We start from the raw sequence: 18,044 nt of genomic DNA, 5'->3' as shown, positions 1-18,044 counted from the left end.
GAAGTCTAAAGCTCATAGACTTTCGAAAACTTTTCTTCTAAATAGTCACAGTAATACTTAGAATTTAAACGCTCTCCTGTAATTAGCTCAATCAATTCATTCGGTTTCTTTAAAGCGCCATATTGATGGACTTTCTCATTTAACCACTTGGTAAGAGGTTCAAAGTCACCCTTTGCAAGGCAAGCCTCGATGTCAACATCCCTTTGCATATAGTGGGCAAGTTGAGCAGCATAGGCACTTCCAAGTGCGTAGGTAGGGAAATAACCAAATAAGCCTTCTGACCAATGTACGTCTTGTAGGACGCCTTCAGCATCATTGCTAGGCACAATGCCAAGGTAGTCTTTGACTTTTTGATTCCATACACTCGGCAGGTCTTTGACTTTAATCGTACCATCAATAAGTCCCAATTCGATTTCGTATCTGATCATGATGTGTAAAGAGTAAGTTAATTCATCTGCCTCTATTCTGATAAATGAAGGTTCAACTTTGTTGAGCCCCTTGTAGAAGGTTTCCACGTTAACATCTTCTAGCTGGTCAGGGAAAACAGATTTTAGATACGGTAGGAAATATGAAATAAATGCATGGCTTTTGCAAAAATTATTTTCATAGATCCTCGATTGAGATTCATGAATACCATTTGATGTTCCTGTTGCCAATAAAGTCGGTTGCAACTTACGATCAATATTTTGCTCATAAATTGCATGTCCACCCTCGTGAGCAGTACTTAGCATGGCTGATGCAAAGTCATTTTCATAGTAATGTGTCGTCAATCGAACATCATCAATATCAACGCCCATGGTAAAAGGATGAACGCTTTCCTTTAGAAGACCCCTTTCGAGGTCAAATTTCATCAAACCCAGCAGATGTCTTGATACCTGATCTTGTAAAGACTTAGGATAAGATCTTTTTAAAAATCCAGTCTCAATTTCAAGCTGCTTGTCTGAGATTTTCTTAAGAAGCGGTACAACTCTTGCTCTTAGTTCATCAAAAAAAGTATTTAATTGATCCACTGACATCCCAGGTTCGAAATCATCTATATAGAGATTATAGGGATGACCTTCATAACCACGATAGTCAGCAAATTTCAAAAGATAATTGATGACCTTTTCTAAATAAGGCTCAAACATCTTGAAATCTGATTTTTCTTTTGCATCCTCCCAAACCATTGCAGATTTGGATATCAGTTCATTATATGCTTGAAATTCATCCATCGGTATTTTGGTGAGTTTATCGTACTCTTTTTTGGCTTCTTTCACTGAAACGCTCGTGATTTCATCAAGTGTTTCTAGATTTGCCATGAGCAAGGTCAAGTCTTGATCAAGTTGATCATTTACAGTCAGCTGATATAAAAAACCACTCATCGTACCAATTGATTTACTTCTAGCATCTGCTCCGCTTTTTGGTGCTCCTGTTGAAGCATCCCAGAACAACATAGATGTGGCATAATTAAGGGCTTTGATCTTCCCTTGTGCTTCTTTAAATCTATGTATTGCGCCATTGATTTGATTAGAATTCATACTTGTGCTCCCTTCAATTTTGCCAAATAATTATTTTAAGTTTATGGAATTATGTCATACTATAAGATTATACCAAAAAATATAAAAGTTGAAACCATTTAATTTCTATGATAAACTTATTTTTGGAATTTTGAGTGAAAGGAGATTCAATATGACACTATATGATTCATGGAATAACATACTTGAAGGCAATGGCATAGATCAAGCACAATCAGATGCATTTTGGAACGAATACCTATCAAAGGAAAAAAACATTTACGAGGATATCTTAGAAAGTAAGACTTCTAAAATCACCAGCACCATCGCAGATTTTGGTAAGAAATACGACTTAGAGCCTGTACTTTGCTTAGGTTTCTTAGATGGTATCAACACCAGTATTGAAACTGAGATTGACCTTGAAACCATCACAGAAGAAAGTTCTTTCGATATTTCAATCGACTTTGAAAAGCTTTTCTTCAACATGCACAAAGCTAAAGCAGAATGGTTATATACTATTCCAGCATGGGATGAAATCCTAACAAAAGAGAAGCAAAAGGAAATTAAAAGACAGTACAGTGATTCTGTAACGGTTCGCATCGAAGAAAAAATCGGTAGAAACGATCCATGTCCTTGCGGCAGTGGCAAGAAATACAAAAAATGCTGTATCGACAAAGCATAATTTGTTCCCGATTAACAAAATCAATCAAGCACCTATCTTATCAAAATAAGATAGGTGCTTTTTCTATAGAAACCTACTTGTTTATTAATGTTTTACCTGTCTGCCCTATAGGGTTGTAACTTCTTTTACCCCAATCAAACTCAATTAAAAAAGCCGAATGGCATCATATCTCAAATTGATATGGCCATTCAGCTTAAATTTGTTGTTTAATCTTCTTCAGATTGACTTAATGATGACTTATAGAGTCTTCTTCTATCAAGTACAAAGATTGGGTCTGTAAATTGTCCTTCATCAAGGTCCTTAAGAGCCTTGTTCATATCATACATTCTTGCATCAATCATATCTAAGTAGTGAAGCAACTCACCCTCAGGAATCAAAGGTTTTTTAGGACTTCCATACTCGGCTTCATAATGATGAGACAAGATCATATGTTGAATTAATAGTGAAACCTCTTTATCAACCTTAAGTTCATTGGCTTTTTGATCAATCTTTTTGATACCCATGATAATATGTCCAAGAAGTTGACCTTCCATAGTATACTCACCTACAACGCCAACCTCATTTGCATCCATTTCATGAATTTTTTCAATGTCATGTAAGATTACACCTGCGAACACCAAATCTCTATTGAGATTCTTATAGATATCGCAGAGGACATCACCTGAACGAAGCATTCTTAAAACATGATACAAAAGTCCAGCCTTAATGGCATGGTGATTGGACTTTGCAGCAGGATAATACATAAGCTTGGGTTTGTACTCTTCTAACAATGCCAAAACCAGTTTTTTGATATCCTTCGAAATCATCTTGTTCACAAAGAAGAGTATTTCATTGTACATGGTTTCAGCATCAATAGGTGCTACAGGTATAAATTGACTATAATCCACGTCATCATCTTCCTGTAAAGGTCTGATTTTAATCACTTTAAGCTGTACTGATGATTGCCATTGTGTCACACTGGCATGAATTTTAACAACTTCTCCTGGATTGTAAAGGCTTTCAATATCACCTTTAACATCCCATAGCTTACCATTTACTTCACCACTAATGTCTTGAAAGGTAAAGTCAATGTATGGTTTATTCGCACTTGAAGTTTTCACATTTTTAGCTTTGATGAGATAAAATGCAGTGACATCTTCACCAATCTTTAAATCTTTAACTAACACATTAACGCCCTTTCTCAATAAGACAAACTAGAATTTTTCAATCGTATATTTAGATTTTAAAGCTTCAACTTTTGAAAGGTAAGCTTCGTTTTGCTTTTGAATTAACAATTGTTGCATGATTTGATTAATAACCATTGGTAAAGCTTGAACGCCACCCTCTTGACTTGCTTTCTTTACGATTAAGTGGTATCCGAATTGTGTTTGAACAGGCTCTGATACTACGTTTTCAGCAAGTTCAAATGCTGCCGCTTCAAATTCAGGAACCATTTGTCCTTTTTGGAAGAATCCTAAATCGCCACCTTTTTCACTTGATGGACAGCTTGAATACTTAGATGCCGCTTCTTCAAAAGACATGCCACCATCGATTTCAGCTTTGATTTTTTTAGCTTCTTCTTCTGAATCTACTAAAATATGTGAAGCTTGAACTTGTTCAGGTGTTTGGAAAAACTGAGGATTTTCTTCATAAAAAGCTTTCGCTTCTGCTTCAGTAACTTCAACACTGTCGATTAAAGTTTTGATATTGAATTGCTTTAATAAGCTTTCTTTCATTTTATCTAATTCCGCTTTGAATGCTGGACTATTTTCAACATCTGTATCGATTGCTTCTGCATAAAACAATTCTTGATAAACAAGCTCATCTAAAAGACGACCCATACCTTGCTCACCTTGGAATTGACCTTGAACTTGTGGTCCCAATGTTGCAAAAAATGCATTTAAATCATTTTCTGTAATTTCTCTACCATTTACTTTTACTAATACTTTAGACATTTTATGTCTCCCTTCTCATAATAAAAGCCAACATTTCTGTTAGCTTCTACATTTTATTCATACCTATCATATCAAATTTTCTCTTGAACGACTATAGCTTTCGCTTTAAATTTTCAAAAAAGACATCAAACATCCTTTGTGTGATACCAAGTTCTGAGAAGGCTCTCGCATCCAGCTCCTGTTGATAATGATTGTTGTTCATGAATTTCCAAGCATAATAATTTGCGATGTGCATGCTAACCACCAGTTCTTTATTGATGACCTTTTCACTGAATGGTTCATGATGATAAAGGGCTGATTCAATGATTGGATATGGCAGCCCCCATAAATCCAATAAATGGCCACCAAGCTCTTCATGGTTGAATCCAATTTTGTCTTTTTCAACCGAATTGATATTCACATGTTCCTGAGTATTGACAATCTCCACAATCTCCTTAAATTCTTTGGGGAAGTTGCTCATGAGAACAATACTGCCCACATCGTGAAGTAAGCCTACTGAAGAAATATTGTTGTTGAGTTTCTTACCCAGAAGCTCAAAATACATTGCATTCAATATCTTATTGGCAAGACTAACATGTTCCCAGTGAATTTGTCTTGTTTTAGGTGGTAGGCCGTCATTGCCAAAAACGGCATTTGTTAAAATGATGTTTTTGACATTAATGAGGCCGATATACATAATGGCCTGCCTGATTGAACCCGTCTTAGCATTATAAAATGCCGAATTTGCCATTTTGAGAATATTTGAAGTCACAGCAGGGTCTTCTTCAAGCTTTAAGGCAATCTCCTCAACAGATGCATTTTCCTGAATAAGGACATTTAACTCATTGTAAATCTCAGGAACCGTTGGTAAGTGTTTAAAGTTTGAAACCAAATTTACCAGTTCACTGTTCTTTACCTGGTCGTTGATCGCGATCACTTTATCTATAATAATGAAGAGTTCTTCATTGTCTATGTTCTTTTTCCAACTCATTTGCGCACTGTTTTGCTGTTTAGGCATGTAATAGTCCATAGAAGTGGAAGCATCCATAACTGCAAGTCTAATGATTTCAGGATATTTCAGTTTCAAATATCTTAAAAGGACCTCGATTTCATTTTCATCTGATAAATCTACGAGCACCATGCAGTACTTGCTTTCATCCAATTTTATTTTAGCTTCCTCAAAAGTAGATGCATTGGCTAATTCATAGAGCTCATGGTCAAGTCTGTTGTTAAATTTTGTTATGAATATGTCATCATTAGATACTAGCAATAAACTTTTCATGGGACACTCCTAACTTTATTTTTGACGCGACTTTTTCTAGTGATTACGTCAGTCTATAGTATACCCTAGCCTAGGAAAATTTCACAACTATTTTTTTTATAAGGCTTTTGTGGACTTTATGAATAACTTTCTTGAAACCTCTACCCTAAATATGTTAAAATTATTAAGACGAACAACAGAATGGTTTATTTAGCTGTACCTCCCTCTGTAAATCCCTATGTTACAGTTAAATAACCGGTTGAAAAGTCATTCCTTGAATGCTAAAGTTTTCTTTAGCATTTTTTTTATGCCTTTTATAAAAATTTTTATGTTTTCAGCTTATTCTTTTTTGAAATCCACTTTTTAAGGTATATATAAAGCATAAGAACTTTAAAAGGTGGTCAATATGCTGATAAAAAACGTTCATGATTTGTCTTCCCTATTAGATCAATTTCTACAAACCCTCTTTAAGAAAATAGATGATGAACTCGTGCCGGACTTCTTTCTGGTTACTTTTGATGTTGCAAACGAACTCATCAATATGAGATTTTCCAATGATGTCATCGGTATTCCCACCTCCATCGATTCAATTGAACTTTTATATGAACGCAAAAAATTTTTACGTGATTTAATGGAACTCCACATTTCTAATGCATTCTCAGATAATAGTATGCTTTTTTATGCTGATTTTTTTACTTTCAAAAATATTATATTTACATATGCTTTTAAGTTCGATCGAAAAATTTTGGATTCATACTACAAAATTACAGAACCTGTAGATATAAAAAAGAAATCTATTATAGATGCCATCATCACAGAGACCATAAAATATATCAATCAATGTACAGTAAACTTCATTGGAGAACGTGAGCTCACAAAAAAAAGCATCAACGACCTGCTCAAGGATGCAGGAAAATCACTTTTGATGGATATCATCGGAAACGAAAGCATCAGTAATCCTTTTGATAAGCTCAGTAAAATTTCCTCATTGAGTTATGAAAAAGCCTTTAGCAATGGTAAAATTCTAATTTTAAAGCCAGAGTTCATCGGTGAGATAACAGATACTTCACATATTAAGCTTCTTCTAACCTTTGAAGCTCGAATTCCTCTGTCAAGTTATCGCCACATCCGCAAATTATTAGAACTCTCGAAAAAGGATATTTATCTGCTCTCAGATGGTGAATATATTTATAGTGTCATTCAGTTTACAGAGGACTCCTATCACCTAGATCATTCAAGACATTATTTCATCATTGAATTCAATACCTATTACTCTTGGCAACTCAACCATAACAACAATAAGCTTATGCAAGTAACCAACGAAGAGGTCTACATTCCAAAGCCTAAAATCAGCTATTTCAACTTCAGTGCAGAATTTAAGAAGGTTTTCCCAAATGTAGAGACGAAAAAAATTCTCAATCTCTACAAATTGATTTTAGAAGCCTTAAAGCAAGTAAAAGGGACTATAATGGTGATTTCCAGAAATGCCAGAAGTGAAGCTTTTAGACTAAGAAATCAAGGCTTCATTATTAATGCCACCTTTTTAAACGCCTCTACAGTAAAGTCCATTACCAGTATTGATGGTGCTATCCTCGTCGACACAGACGGCTTCTGTCATGGTATCGGCGTAATTTTAGATGGCGTTGCAACTGAAAAAGGCGACCCCTCAAGGGGCGCCAGATATAATTCAGCCATAAGATATGTTGAAACCATCGCCAACAATCCAAACTATTCAGATTGTATTTCAATTGTGATCTCAGAAGACGGCGATGTAGACATTATTTCTAAATTCTCATTATAATTTATTAGCCTAGCCTAATGGTAATCATCATATAAATCACCATGGTTGCAATGAGCACAATGATAATACTACCACTCACTGTATTGATCCAAGATTCCATACTTGCCAGTGCTTCAGCAAGACTGTATTCACGGTCTGTTGTCGTCTTAAACTTAATCTTGGTCATGCGATGAAGCCCATTAAAAAAGATCGCAATTCCCAGGGTAATGTGGGCATCTAATAATAAGATCAGCCTTGGAATGCCATGAATGACCATTTTCATGATCGGTCGATATAAAATACGTTCAAAGCTAATCCAATTCACTGTGGGGTTGACATATATTTTGTCATCCCCTATTTTAATTCTCATAGTGCCATTAATAAAGAAAATATAAATCAGAGCACCAAACCCCGTTATGGTCAAGGAATGTACTATGTTTTCAAGTGTATAAAAATGAGTTGTGAAGTCCACATCGCCACCCAGCGTTCTGGACGCAGGTCCTAAATACGTTATGATTAAATCCGGATGCGTTCCCTCATAGGCGATACCTATTGCAAGGAGGGCCAGCGGAAGGTAAAGCATTTTACTGATGTGTTTGTCTGGCGTCTTACCAGTCTCCCCTCTGGGTTTAAATACAAATATTGCCATAAACATCTTAAGGGTATATGCCACAGTCAACATGCTGCCGAATTCAAAGGCTACAATCAATACATTATAAAGTCTGCCCTTCACGTGCACATATTCTTCAAGGGCATGGTAAATCAGACTTTTACTGAGGAAGCCGTTTGTCCCCGGAAAGGCAATCAAGCCCAAACATCCAAATAAGAAAACGCCATAGAGAATATAGCGATTCTTTCCAAACCCAACCAGCTTATTCAGACTCAGATCCTTAACCACCATATAGATTACGCCAGCACATAGAAAGAGCAAGACCTTATAAATGCTATGATTAATAATATAGAGCAAAACACCATAACTACCATAATTTTTAGAAATTCCCACCACTGCAATGCCAACAAGTATAAAACCAATCTGACTCATGGAGCTAAAAGCCATAATCCTTTTTAGGTTTCTTTGATACATTGCAAGGACCCCTGTGGTAATCATATTTATAAACCCTATGACCATTAGGAGGTCCAAAAACCAACTTTCGAAGTTTAAAAAATCTCTTGCGATCATGATAATGCCAAAAATACCACACTTGAGCATGACGCCGGAAAGAATGGCAGAGGCTGGAGAAGGTGCTGCAGGATGTGCCTTTGGCAACCAAACATGTAGCGGAAACAAACTGGCTTTAACAGCAAAGCCAACAAAGATGAGTAATGAAATGATGATGCGTTCTATGCCTAAATGCGTAAAGGCCTCCCCAATATCCGATATCAAAAGCGTTCCTGTATATGCATAGAGCATGAAAATGCCAAGCAGCTGAACCAAACCGCCAAAGATTGCCATGTTCAAATAGATTTCGCCTGCTTCATGGGAATATTCATCTTCATCATGAATAATCAACAAGTAGATCGAGATCGATAGGATCTCAAAAAACGTAAACATGTTAATAATATTCTCCGAAATAAACAGGCCTATGGTACTTGCAAAGGTTAATATAAAAAACAGATAATACCGATTTCTATGCTCATAGCGGATCAAATAATTAAAGGAGTATATGGTACTCATGAAAAAGGCAAATACCGTGATTACCACAAAGACATATCGATACATATTGAGTTTAAAGACAATGCCTGTCCCCATGACGTTTCCGATGAAGACATCCACTGATCCCCCATATTGGATTGTACGATAAAATTGCATGGTCAAATAAGCTACATATACGAGCATCCCAAGCAAAAAAGCGTTTCTGTATTTTTCATTATAAATACCGATGATAAAGCTGATAAAACTTGACACCATTGGCACCATAACCAGTAAAATTAAATTGGTTGCCATTGCTTTTCGCCCCCTTTAAAAGACAAAGTGAATGATTTGCTCATCAATAAAATTTATAATCCCATTAGGCAAAAGGCCCAAATAAACGTTTGCAATTGTCAGAAGAATCAGTGGAATTGTCACCAGTAAACTCAGGGGTTCAATTTCATGTGATACTGTCTCCTTTTTAAAAAAAGCGTTAATCCCAACAGGTAAAAGATAAATTGCCGTCATGAATGCACTGAATAACAGGACGAACACAAATAAAATTCTGCCCTGATTAATAGCCCCCATCGCGAGAAACCACTTACTTACAAAACCATTGGATGGTGGTAAGCCCATAATCGAAATCGTCGACCACATGAAAATGCCAAATAACAATGGCATTTTTTTACCCATGCCGTCTACTTCATGAAACTCTGTGATATGTGCACGTTTATACATCATCCCAACAGCAAAGAACAAGCTAATTTTAATGAGGGCGTGGTTGATTAGGTGTAAAATTGCCCCAGTGAGTGCCAGTTCATTTGATAATACAATGCCAAGCATGATATAGCCTAACTGGCTAATGGTGGAATATGCCAACCGCTTTTTAATGTTGGATTGATGAAAGGCTAAAAAAGCCCCAACCAGTATTGAAATCGTTATCAGTATCAAAAGACTGATTTGTATTTCATGATGGTCATTAAGGAATTGATAACCGAAGAGAAAGTAGGTCACACGCATGAGTGAAAACACACCTGATTTCACCACCGCAACAGCATGTAATAATGAACTTACAGGCGTTGGTGCAATCATAGCTGAGGGCAACCAGTTATGGAAGGGCACCAAAGCCGCTTTAACGCCAAAGCCCAAGAATAACAAAATATAACTATAGGTCATATAAGGTCCTTCAGCACTTAGATTTGGTAAGAAGGACAGCTGTCCTGTCTGGAAATAGAAAAGGCTCATCCCAGCAATGATAAGACTTGACCCCATGAAGGAGTAAATCAGATATTTCTTGCCAAGTTGCAGGGCTTCATCACTCCCTCTAAAGATAATAAGGGGAAATGTGGACAGGGTTAGAAGTTCATAAAAGATATAGAGTGTCATTAGATTGGCCGACATGGCAATCCCTAAAACGGGTGTTAAAACAAACATGAAATAGCCATTAAAGACACATTCTCGATTTTCACCCTTCATGTAATCAAAACTGTAACAGGCAGTAAAAAACCATAAAACACTGGCAAGTATCATGAAAATCAACGCCAGTCCATCTGCTTTGAAATGAAGCCTTATTGGACCAAGTATTTGAATACCAAAAATTTCTGCGCCAATATGACCCTTAATCAAGTAAATTTCAAGCTCGATGATGCAGGCAATTATAAAGAGCATGAGTCCTTTGGAAAGATGTTTTTGCTGTTTAAAAAGCGTAATGTTTATCAGCCCCGATAATATGGGCAAAAACAATATGGATAGAATTATCAAGCTCATCATTGCCCTCCTTTAGTAGAAATAATGGACCGGATTTAAATTAAAATACAAATTCGAAAAAACGCCAAACAAAATCATAATGACCACTAATATGATTAGGGGGACAACTTCCTTTAGCGGTTTTGCTTTGGCTAAAAACACTTTATCAGATACATTGTGTTTGCCATAATAGCCATTGATGATAATTGGTAAATAATAGGTCGCGTTCAATATAGAACTGATTAGGATCACCAAAACTGGCAAGAGCATTTGATTTGAAATCGCCGATAAAGACAAATACCATTTTGTGATAAAGCCAGGTAGCAAGGGAATCCCAACCATGGATAGGGCCCCCATACTGAAGCAAAAGAGCGTTACAGGCATCTCCTTGCCAATTCCTTTAAGTTCTGAAATCCTTGTGGTTCCAGTTTGTTCGTATATTGAGCTGACACTGAGATAAATCGCAGACTTAGTAAGGGTATGTGCTATTAAATGATAGATGGCAATTCTGATCCCCCAGTAATTCGCTAGCCCGATGCCCAAGTAGATGTAACCCAGTTGAGCAATGGTTGAATAGGCAATCATTTTCTTGATGTCTTTTTGATAAATGGCAAACAGTGAGCCAGATAGCATACTGAGTATGCCAAGGACAATTAGAACACTGTCCATTTTAATCCTTGAAAACCACATTAAACCCAGTCCGTCATATGCGATTTTCATAATAATGATAGGCGCCACCTTAATGGTGATGGATGAAAGCTGTGCACTTAAGGGTGCAGGTGTTGAACTGAACAAGTCCGGCAGCCAAGAGTAAAATGGAAAAAGAGCGCCGTTTACACCAAGACCAATCATGCAAAGTGTAACACTCAAGGTTAAATAATTAATATGATTGCCATCAATATAATGCTTAATCAGGTGTATGCTCGTCGTCTCAGACAACCTGTATAGCATGGTAAATCCTATGGCAAGCAATAAGAGGCCGAAGAGGTTGAGTACTATGAACTTTATCTTTTCATATTGAACAGCCACTTTGTTTTTAATGCGAATCAGATTATAGGACATTAAGATCACAAGAAAATAGAAAATGTAAATCCATAGCAAATCATCCAAAAATAAAATCATTGTTATAAAGGCATTCATCATTAGGATAGCACTAAAATAAGCCCTGTAAGTTGAAGGCTCTATGTATTTATTGATGGCATAATTTGAAAACCATATAATCAACATGTTTACTGAGAAAAAAGTGAATGAAAGAATTAACCCTAATGAGTTGATTTGCAAGACATCCCACACGTAAAACTGCTCAAGATTGAGGTTATAGAACTCAATATATGTCATAGAAATTAAAAAGGCGCAAAGAAAAAACACAGAGCCACTAAATATGTGGACCTTAATTTTTTGTTTGCCGCCTAATATGATTAAAGCACTTATGACCAGTAATATCACACACATCATAGGGCCATATCGAATCATGTGCACCTCCTGTTTAAAATCCTCTATGTCAACGGCTGTTTGAGACCTAACACTCCTCTTCACAGCTTTTGGCTCAAATTTTGTTACTTGAGTAACATTTGAAGCATCTTCAATGCATCAAAACAATTTTCGCTGACGCTGTTTGAGGTTGAACATTCCTCTTCACAGCTTTTGGCTCAAATTTTGTTACTTAGATAACATTTCTTGTGTATAAAAAAAAGCACCCGAAAAAAACGGGTGCTGTTATCGATTGATAAAGATTTCATATATGCTAACACTCAGTAAGAAAGTACTGATTGCCAATCCAAATAGTGCTAAAAATATTGAACCCTTTATAAGAGCTATCAATCCAAGAACGGCAGTTATCCCTATAACCCATTTACCCCTTCTTGTAATTCGATAATCACCCATATCTCGCACCCCATTTAAAAAAGTAATAGTATTATGTCATACTTACACATATTTTACTTTATTCTAAGGCTAATTTCCAGTATTATAGAGTTTTTTTCCAATATTTATTTAAAAACTGTGAAAACAATAACATAATTGAAAACACTTATCATTTAGTTTATAATAATTGATAATATTCTCAATTAGAATCGAGGTCAAATCATGTATTTAAAGGTTACTTATTGGGCTGCATTTTCTGCTGGTGCCCTGTCATTCTTCTCACCTTGTCTACTACCACTTATTCCAGCATATGTCATGTATATGGCTGGGGCATACAATGAAGATGAAATTTCCAAGAAGCGTAAACGAATGTTGGTTCAAACCCTAGGCTTCATCTTGGGCTTCACAATTATATTCATGTTGCTTGGTATCTCAGCAAGTGCCATTGGCAAGCTATTTGCCACCCACAAAGTCATACTTTCAAGAATAAGTGGTCTGCTCATTGTATTCTTTGGCGTCCATTTAATGGGGTTCATCAAACTATCCTTCATGAGTAAGGACTATCGAAAATCAAAATCACATCATAAGATGAATTTTATCACTGCTGTGGGCATGGGTATGGCATTTGCATTTGGATGGACACCTTGTTTTGGGCCAATTTTAGGCGCAATATTAGCATCGACAGCTGCTATGAGTCGCAATGTAGCCGATGGCGTTAAGCTACTATTCACCTACTCCATGGGGATGGCTATCCCCTTTATTTTAACGGCACTTTTCATCAATACGGTGGAAAAATATACGCAAAAACTCAGTGCACATTCAAGAACCATTAACATGATTTCAGGCATCATTATGATTATTCTAGGCATATTGATGTTTACTGGAAAACTTGGCGTCATTGTCAATTATTTTTTATAGAAAGAGGTATCTCTATGTTAAAGAAAAACATCATTCTCATTATTATTTTATCCCTGTCTCTTTTGACGGCATGTGCCAAATCAGATATCAAAGAAGCCATCTCTGAAGAAAATATTAATAACACTCTCACCTCAGAAGCTGAAGCAAGCCCTACTGAACCTGAAGCAAATCCATCAGAATCAGAATCAAAAACACAAGAACCAGCTCAAAACGATGGTGACTCGGAAGTATACGAACCTTATATTTGGCCTGATTTCACACTTAAAGCTTTAGACGGTTCAACAGCTCAATTATATGATTTTAAAGATAAAATAATCGTCATTAACTTTTGGGCAACTTGGTGTACTTATTGTGAAAAAGAAATGCCACTAATTGAGGCTTTAAGCAAGAACGACAAATACTATGTTTTGGCCATAGATGTCGGCGAAGATGCTGAAACCGTAAATAAATACTTGGAATCGCAGGGGCTCTCTCTTAATGTCTATCTTGATGAAGATCAAACGTTAGCGAGCCAGTTCAATGTGACTGGATTTCCAACGTCAGTTTTTCTAGGTCCTGACTTTGAATACCTTTATGCTTACCCTGGCATGCTAGAGCAAACTACATTAGACTCTATTTTAAAATCAATCGATGAATATCTAGCACAATAAGACATAAAATGTTAAACTTGTTATAAGCGTATTAAGACATAAAAAGGGGTGCGTTATGACGATGACATTTAATAAAAACTATGTTTTTGAAAAGGCACAAGCATTATTGAATACGGACAGTCCAAGTGGCTTTACTCACAATGTTATGAACTTGGTTGGAAGTTGGGCAGAAGCGCTTGGCTATGATTTTGAGCTGACTCACAAGGGTGGCGGTATCATTACGATTGAAGGTCATGATCACATGAAAACCGTTGGCCTTGCCGCACATGTTGATACTCTCGGCGCCATGGTCAGAAGCATTACCAATGAAGGCACTTTAAAGTTTACATTAGTGGGGGGCCCTATCGTACCGACACTTGACAGTGAGTACTGTAAAATCTACACGCGTGACGGTAAGATCTTTCATGGTACTTTTTTAAGCACTTCTCCTGCTGCACACGTTCATAGAGAAGCATCCACATTGGCGAGAACACCTGATACCATGGAAATCAGACTAGATGAAGTTGTAAAGAATAGAGCAGATGTTCTAGCACTCGGTATCGGTGTCGGTGATTTCATTTGTATTGATCCCAAAACAACGATCATTAATGATTTTCTAAAGTCTCGTTTCATTGATGACAAGGGTTCAGTAGCAATTCTCTTTGGCGTTATGGAGTATCTCTCTCAAAACAGCATAAAGCCAAAGTACAAGACAAAAATTTTAATTTCAAATTATGAAGAGGTCGGTCATGGTTCTTCATTCATCCCAGAGGATATTTCAGAGTTATTGGCTGTGGACATGGGATGTATCGGAGATGATCTCACCTGCACAGAATTTGATGTTTCCATATGTGCAAAGGATTCAGGCGGTCCATATGACTACCATATGACGTCTGAGTTAATTCAACATGCTCAGAAAAACAAACTCAACTATGCTGTTGATATTTACCCCTATTACGGTTCAGATGTTGGTGCTGCTCTTCGTGCAGGGCACAACATAAAAGGCGCATTAGTGGGGCCAGGCGTACATGCCTCACATGGTATGGAGCGAACGCATTATCAAGCCATGGAAAATACCATGAGGCTTGTTACTTTGTATTTAACCGAGTAAATCATTTTCACCCTCCTTGTGTCCTTTAGGAGGGTTTTTTATTACAAGTATTTACCATAACCTGATTTAGTGACACCATGGCAGGGTAAAATAATAACAACATAACCATTACCGTGATTCAGAAAGGATTTGCAGATGAAAAAAAGTAAATTATTTTTTTACTCACAATTATATTTTATAACCACCCTGTTCTGGGTTGCACTCTATGAAAACCTCACCTTTTTCATCTTAACCTCTGGGGCAGCCATTAGTATCGTAACCATTTATTTCACAGAACGGTATCTCTTGAAGGATACATTCTACAATGTTCTCGATTTTAATATGTTCTCTCTTTTGATATATTTTATCAATTTACTTTATGAAATCTATGCTAATGCCTTGATTACAATTTATCAAATCATCACATTGCAAAACAATCCAGATATCGTGGAAATTCACACAGACCTAGAGACCTACACTAAAAAATGTATCCTTGCGAACTCAATTACACTAACGCCAGGGACAATTACCATTGATTTAGAGGACAACCACCTTAAAGTACTTTGGCTTGATGCCAAAAGTAAGAATCCTGTAATTGCCGGCAATTTAATCAAAGGCAAGCTTGAACGCTATTTAAATATTTAGAAGAGGTTTCCTATGTTAATCATAATAATTCTATTAATCATTTTTCTATCATTTAGTCTTCTGAGAATTGTCTTGGGGCCATCCCTTTGGGATCGCTTACTTGGGCTCAATATGGTTGCGTCCAAACTACTGGCCTTAATAGTGCTCTATGCAAGTTTCAAAAACTATTCGATGTATTTGGACCTTGCCATAGTGTATGCCCTTTTGGGGTTTGTTGGTATCATTTTCCTGTCAATCTATGTTCAACGGAAGGGGCGGTATTAATATGAGAGAATATATTGCCCTATCTGTCATGGGGTTAGCACTTATTTTTATAGGTTTTGGCATACTTGGACTTTATCGCTTCAAGAACTTCTACTCAAGAATCTTAATCGCTTCAAATATTGACACAGCTGGTTTTATACTCTTACTCTTCGGTGTCATCATTAGACATGGGTTTTCATTTTTTTCTTTAAAAGTTGGCTTCATCATCTTGCTTGCGCTCATCGTCAACCCACTGATTACACATGCAATCACTCGATCCGCTTACAATAGTGGTTTTAAAATAAAAAAGGAGTAGATCTATGCTTAAGCTTGCACTAATTGCCTTGGTCATCCTTGCAGTGATGACAGTCCAAACTCAAAAGATGCGAAATGCCGTGGTCTATTTAGGTGCATTTTCACTGACAATTTCATTTGTCTACCTTCTCTATAACGCACCTGATGTCGCCATCGCTGAAGCCGTGATTGGTAGTACGATTTCAACCATACTCTACTTGGTGGCGCTTCAGAAATATAAGATTTTCACAGTTTACTACTGCCTATCTGAAGAAGAATTTGATGACCAATCACATTTAACCTCAGAACACATGCAGTTTAAAAGACTCCTAGAAAAATACTGTGCCAAACAAGAGCTTGAGCCTCAGATGATTTATACAGTGGAATCTATTGATGCGATCATGCAACACCATCAATACGCTCTAATTATATTAAATGAGCCCGACCAAATAAAAATTTGGGGGCATCCAGAAAACTATAAAATGGACTCATTAATTACCTTTTTTAATGATGAAAAGCCATTTAAAGCGCCTGTAACCTTTATTAAAGTGGAAGAGGTGATTGAATGAGACGAAAATCGATTGCAATCCTATGCACTTTAGGTCTTTTCATGATGTTCCATCTGACTTCACCAGCTGATAATACGCAATATAGTGCAGCGAATCATTATCTAGAATATGCATTTTCGGAAACAGGTTCAACAAACGTTGTAACCTCCATATATTTGAATTACAGATACTATGACACCCTTTTTGAAGCATTAATGCTCCTATTCAGCATTATAGGTGTCGTCTATTTATCCATACATGAGGGGGATGAGCTCGATGAATGATCATTCAATCTTAATTTCTAAAACCCTGCCCATCACATATCCTTTTGTCATCATATTTGGCCTATATATTGTTTTAAATGGTCATATTACACCTGGCGGAGGTTTTCAAGGTGGCGCTATCATTGCTTCTGTGCTTATTTTGAAGTACCTGATAGATCCAAGCATTGAGACATCACTTAAAAGGATTAGAAGCCTCGAAAAACTTATATTAACATTGATTTTTTTGTTTCCATTGGGATTCTTGCTGACCTTTATCCACCTCCAAATGCCTCAATTCAATGAATATTACTTAGTTCTAATGAATCTATTAATAAGCATCAAGGTGGCATGTGGGATGTCAATTATATTTATAAGATTTGTATTTTACGAAATAAGGTGATTTTATGCAGCTAGATAAACTACTCAACTTAATCAACGGTGAAAATGTCAGCCTTGCTCTCTTTATGATTGGCATTTATGCACTTGCTTCCAGAAGAAATATCGTAAAGACGATAATAGCACTAAGCATTACTCAGGCTGCTATCATTTTATTTTTCTTAACCATAAACAATGGTGATGGGAGAATTCCTCCCATTGGAACCACTTTTGAAGCTCCAGTTGCCGATCCCATTCCTCAAGCCTTGATGATTACAGCAATTGTCGTTGGCATATCGGTTACCGCTGTCAGCTTGACCATGTTTATATCCCTCTATCACAAATTCGGTTCCACCAACTGGAATAAGGTTAAAAACAAACGAGGAGGTTTGAGATGATCCTACTTGTTTTAGGTCCTATTATACTAGGGCTCGTGTTTTATATCCTGCATAATAAATGGCTCATGAAGGTGACCCTTATCCTTGAAGCGCTCATACTTTTGGCATCTGTTAAATTTCTCTTGACCAGTGATGTCATTCAAGTTCAAGCCTTATCTGGCATTCCCTTTCCCATGGGAATGAAACTTCAAATGGATTCACTCTCAGCCACACTGATTATGCTTAACAACTTCTTATTTGCTGTGATGTTGTTGTTCAACTTCCACAAGTCTT

At 36.7% G+C, this 18,044-nt stretch carries 21 protein-coding genes; 13 read left to right on the top strand and 8 right to left on the bottom strand.

The window, feature by feature from the left end; translation table 11 throughout:
- Positions 1-5: 5 nt before the first annotated feature.
- Complete coding sequence (locus tag AC220I_RS04080) at positions 6-1,517, bottom strand: carboxypeptidase M32 (protein ID WP_486722547.1); 1,512 nt, start codon at positions 1,515-1,517, stop codon at positions 6-8.
- Positions 1,518-1,668: 151 nt separating this feature from the next.
- Between AC220I_RS04080 and AC220I_RS04075 the strand changes: the two genes are divergently transcribed.
- Positions 1,669-2,175 (top strand): SEC-C metal-binding domain-containing protein, encoded by a 507-nt coding sequence (locus AC220I_RS04075; RefSeq protein ID WP_486722546.1) that lies wholly within the window; start codon positions 1,669-1,671, stop codon positions 2,173-2,175.
- Between the two features lie 206 nt (positions 2,176-2,381).
- Here AC220I_RS04075 and AC220I_RS04070 read toward each other — a convergent pair whose 3' ends face one another.
- The 3 genes from AC220I_RS04070 to AC220I_RS04060 all read right to left on the bottom strand — a co-directional run bounded on the left by AC220I_RS04070 (position 2,382) and on the right by AC220I_RS04060 (position 5,370).
- Entirely contained in the window at positions 2,382-3,341 is a 960-nt protein-coding gene (locus AC220I_RS04070; RefSeq protein WP_486722545.1) for a 3'-5' exoribonuclease YhaM family protein, read from the bottom strand.
- Positions 3,342-3,368: 27 nt separating this feature from the next.
- Positions 3,369-4,109 (bottom strand): peptidylprolyl isomerase, encoded by a 741-nt coding sequence (locus tag AC220I_RS04065; protein WP_486722544.1) that lies wholly within the window; start codon positions 4,107-4,109, stop codon positions 3,369-3,371.
- A gap of 91 nt (positions 4,110-4,200) precedes the next feature.
- On the bottom strand, positions 4,201-5,370 hold the full coding sequence (locus AC220I_RS04060; protein ID WP_486722543.1) for an HDOD domain-containing protein: 1,170 nt from the start codon (positions 5,368-5,370) through the stop codon (positions 4,201-4,203).
- Between the two features lie 385 nt (positions 5,371-5,755).
- On the opposite strand from AC220I_RS04060, the gene AC220I_RS04055 reads away from it, so the two are divergent.
- Positions 5,756-7,150, top strand: a complete 1,395-nt coding sequence (locus AC220I_RS04055; protein ID WP_486722542.1) for a DNA integrity scanning protein DisA nucleotide-binding domain protein — start codon at positions 5,756-5,758, stop codon at positions 7,148-7,150.
- A gap of 4 nt (positions 7,151-7,154) precedes the next feature.
- On the opposite strand, the gene AC220I_RS04050 is transcribed toward AC220I_RS04055, so the two are convergent.
- The 4 genes from AC220I_RS04050 to AC220I_RS04035 all read right to left on the bottom strand — a co-directional run bounded on the left by AC220I_RS04050 (position 7,155) and on the right by AC220I_RS04035 (position 12,389).
- A complete protein-coding gene (locus tag AC220I_RS04050; protein ID WP_486722541.1) occupies positions 7,155-9,074 on the bottom strand; it encodes a complex I subunit 5 family protein in 1,920 nt (639 codons plus the stop codon).
- Positions 9,075-9,089: 15 nt separating this feature from the next.
- The gene (locus AC220I_RS04045) at positions 9,090-10,526 is read right to left on the bottom strand and encodes a complex I subunit 5 family protein (RefSeq protein WP_486722540.1); all 1,437 of its coding nucleotides are present in this window, start codon (positions 10,524-10,526) and stop codon (positions 9,090-9,092) included.
- 12 nt (positions 10,527-10,538) lie between these two features.
- Entirely contained in the window at positions 10,539-11,978 is a 1,440-nt protein-coding gene (locus AC220I_RS04040; RefSeq protein ID WP_486722539.1) for a complex I subunit 5 family protein, read from the bottom strand.
- A gap of 243 nt (positions 11,979-12,221) precedes the next feature.
- Positions 12,222-12,389 (bottom strand): hypothetical protein, encoded by a 168-nt coding sequence (locus AC220I_RS04035; protein ID WP_486722538.1) that lies wholly within the window; start codon positions 12,387-12,389, stop codon positions 12,222-12,224.
- Positions 12,390-12,590: 201 nt separating this feature from the next.
- Between AC220I_RS04035 and AC220I_RS04030 the strand changes: the two genes are divergently transcribed.
- The 11 genes from AC220I_RS04030 to AC220I_RS03980 form a co-directional block, all read left to right on the top strand.
- Positions 12,591-13,286: a cytochrome c biogenesis CcdA family protein gene (locus AC220I_RS04030; protein ID WP_486722537.1), complete on the top strand. Its 696-nt coding sequence runs from the start codon at positions 12,591-12,593 to the stop codon at positions 13,284-13,286.
- A gap of 14 nt (positions 13,287-13,300) precedes the next feature.
- Positions 13,301-13,936 carry a TlpA family protein disulfide reductase gene (locus AC220I_RS04025; RefSeq protein ID WP_486722536.1) on the top strand — a complete coding sequence of 212 codons (636 nt, stop codon included), beginning with the start codon at positions 13,301-13,303 and terminating at the stop codon, positions 13,934-13,936.
- 61 nt (positions 13,937-13,997) lie between these two features.
- Complete coding sequence (locus AC220I_RS04020) at positions 13,998-15,026, top strand: M42 family metallopeptidase (RefSeq protein WP_486722560.1); 1,029 nt, start codon at positions 13,998-14,000, stop codon at positions 15,024-15,026.
- 135 nt (positions 15,027-15,161) lie between these two features.
- On the top strand, positions 15,162-15,650 hold the full coding sequence (locus AC220I_RS04015; protein WP_486722535.1) for a Na+/H+ antiporter subunit E: 489 nt from the start codon (positions 15,162-15,164) through the stop codon (positions 15,648-15,650).
- 12 nt (positions 15,651-15,662) lie between these two features.
- A complete protein-coding gene (locus AC220I_RS04010) occupies positions 15,663-15,914 on the top strand; it encodes an MrpF/PhaF family protein (protein ID WP_486722534.1) in 252 nt (83 codons plus the stop codon).
- A 1-nt stretch (position 15,915) separates the two neighbouring features.
- Positions 15,916-16,209, top strand: coding sequence for a cation:proton antiporter (locus tag AC220I_RS04005; RefSeq protein ID WP_486722533.1), 294 nt, complete (start codon positions 15,916-15,918; stop codon positions 16,207-16,209).
- A gap of 4 nt (positions 16,210-16,213) precedes the next feature.
- Positions 16,214-16,756 carry a Na(+)/H(+) antiporter subunit B gene (locus AC220I_RS04000; protein ID WP_486722532.1) on the top strand — a complete coding sequence of 181 codons (543 nt, stop codon included), beginning with the start codon at positions 16,214-16,216 and terminating at the stop codon, positions 16,754-16,756.
- The gene (mbhE, locus tag AC220I_RS03995; protein ID WP_486722531.1) at positions 16,753-17,019 is read left to right on the top strand and encodes a hydrogen gas-evolving membrane-bound hydrogenase subunit E; all 267 of its coding nucleotides are present in this window, start codon (positions 16,753-16,755) and stop codon (positions 17,017-17,019) included. Before AC220I_RS04000 ends, mbhE begins: the two co-directional genes overlap by 4 nt.
- On the top strand, positions 17,012-17,398 hold the full coding sequence (locus tag AC220I_RS03990; protein ID WP_486722530.1) for an MnhB domain-containing protein: 387 nt from the start codon (positions 17,012-17,014) through the stop codon (positions 17,396-17,398). The genes mbhE and AC220I_RS03990 overlap by 8 nt, the downstream gene beginning before the upstream one ends.
- A 4-nt stretch (positions 17,399-17,402) precedes the next feature.
- A complete protein-coding gene (locus AC220I_RS03985) occupies positions 17,403-17,771 on the top strand; it encodes a sodium:proton antiporter (protein WP_486722529.1) in 369 nt (122 codons plus the stop codon).
- Positions 17,768-18,044, top strand: a 277-nt coding sequence (locus AC220I_RS03980) for a hypothetical protein (protein ID WP_486722528.1), incomplete at its 3' end; no start/stop codon positions are given. The genes AC220I_RS03985 and AC220I_RS03980, both read left to right, overlap by 4 nt.

Source organism: Fusibacter sp. (genome assembly GCF_057447755.1).
The sequence above is the reverse complement of the archived record's forward strand: the minus strand, read 5'-3'. Positions and strand labels throughout refer to the sequence as shown.

Bases quoted from the DNA above. Each gene is read 5' to 3' on its own strand.
- AC220I_RS04050 (WP_486722541.1), bottom strand. From the start codon at position 9,074: ATGGCAACCAATTTAATTTTACTGGTTATGGTGCCAATGGTGTCAAGT.
- AC220I_RS04055 (WP_486722542.1), top strand. From the start codon at position 5,756: ATGCTGATAAAAAACGTTCATGATTTGTCTTCCCTATTAGATCAATTT.
- AC220I_RS04080 (WP_486722547.1), bottom strand. From the start codon at position 1,517: ATGAATTCTAATCAAATCAATGGCGCAATACATAGATTTAAAGAAGCA.
- AC220I_RS04030 (WP_486722537.1), top strand. From the start codon at position 12,591: ATGTATTTAAAGGTTACTTATTGGGCTGCATTTTCTGCTGGTGCCCTG.
- AC220I_RS04045 (WP_486722540.1), bottom strand. From the start codon at position 10,526: ATGAGCTTGATAATTCTATCCATATTGTTTTTGCCCATATTATCGGGG.
- AC220I_RS04075 (WP_486722546.1), top strand. From the start codon at position 1,669: ATGACACTATATGATTCATGGAATAACATACTTGAAGGCAATGGCATA.
- AC220I_RS04010 (WP_486722534.1), top strand. From the start codon at position 15,663: ATGTTAATCATAATAATTCTATTAATCATTTTTCTATCATTTAGTCTT.
- AC220I_RS04060 (WP_486722543.1), bottom strand. From the start codon at position 5,370: ATGAAAAGTTTATTGCTAGTATCTAATGATGACATATTCATAACAAAA.
- AC220I_RS04040 (WP_486722539.1), bottom strand. From the start codon at position 11,978: ATGATTCGATATGGCCCTATGATGTGTGTGATATTACTGGTCATAAGT.
- AC220I_RS03990 (WP_486722530.1), top strand. From the start codon at position 17,012: ATGAATGATCATTCAATCTTAATTTCTAAAACCCTGCCCATCACATAT.
- AC220I_RS04020 (WP_486722560.1), top strand. From the start codon at position 13,998: ATGACATTTAATAAAAACTATGTTTTTGAAAAGGCACAAGCATTATTG.
- AC220I_RS04015 (WP_486722535.1), top strand. From the start codon at position 15,162: ATGAAAAAAAGTAAATTATTTTTTTACTCACAATTATATTTTATAACC.
- AC220I_RS04005 (WP_486722533.1), top strand. From the start codon at position 15,916: ATGAGAGAATATATTGCCCTATCTGTCATGGGGTTAGCACTTATTTTT.
- AC220I_RS03985 (WP_486722529.1), top strand. From the start codon at position 17,403: ATGCAGCTAGATAAACTACTCAACTTAATCAACGGTGAAAATGTCAGC.
- AC220I_RS04065 (WP_486722544.1), bottom strand. From the start codon at position 4,109: ATGTCTAAAGTATTAGTAAAAGTAAATGGTAGAGAAATTACAGAAAAT.
- mbhE (WP_486722531.1), top strand. From the start codon at position 16,753: ATGAGACGAAAATCGATTGCAATCCTATGCACTTTAGGTCTTTTCATG.
- AC220I_RS04000 (WP_486722532.1), top strand. From the start codon at position 16,214: ATGCTTAAGCTTGCACTAATTGCCTTGGTCATCCTTGCAGTGATGACA.
- AC220I_RS04025 (WP_486722536.1), top strand. From the start codon at position 13,301: ATGTTAAAGAAAAACATCATTCTCATTATTATTTTATCCCTGTCTCTT.
- AC220I_RS04035 (WP_486722538.1), bottom strand. From the start codon at position 12,389: ATGGGTGATTATCGAATTACAAGAAGGGGTAAATGGGTTATAGGGATA.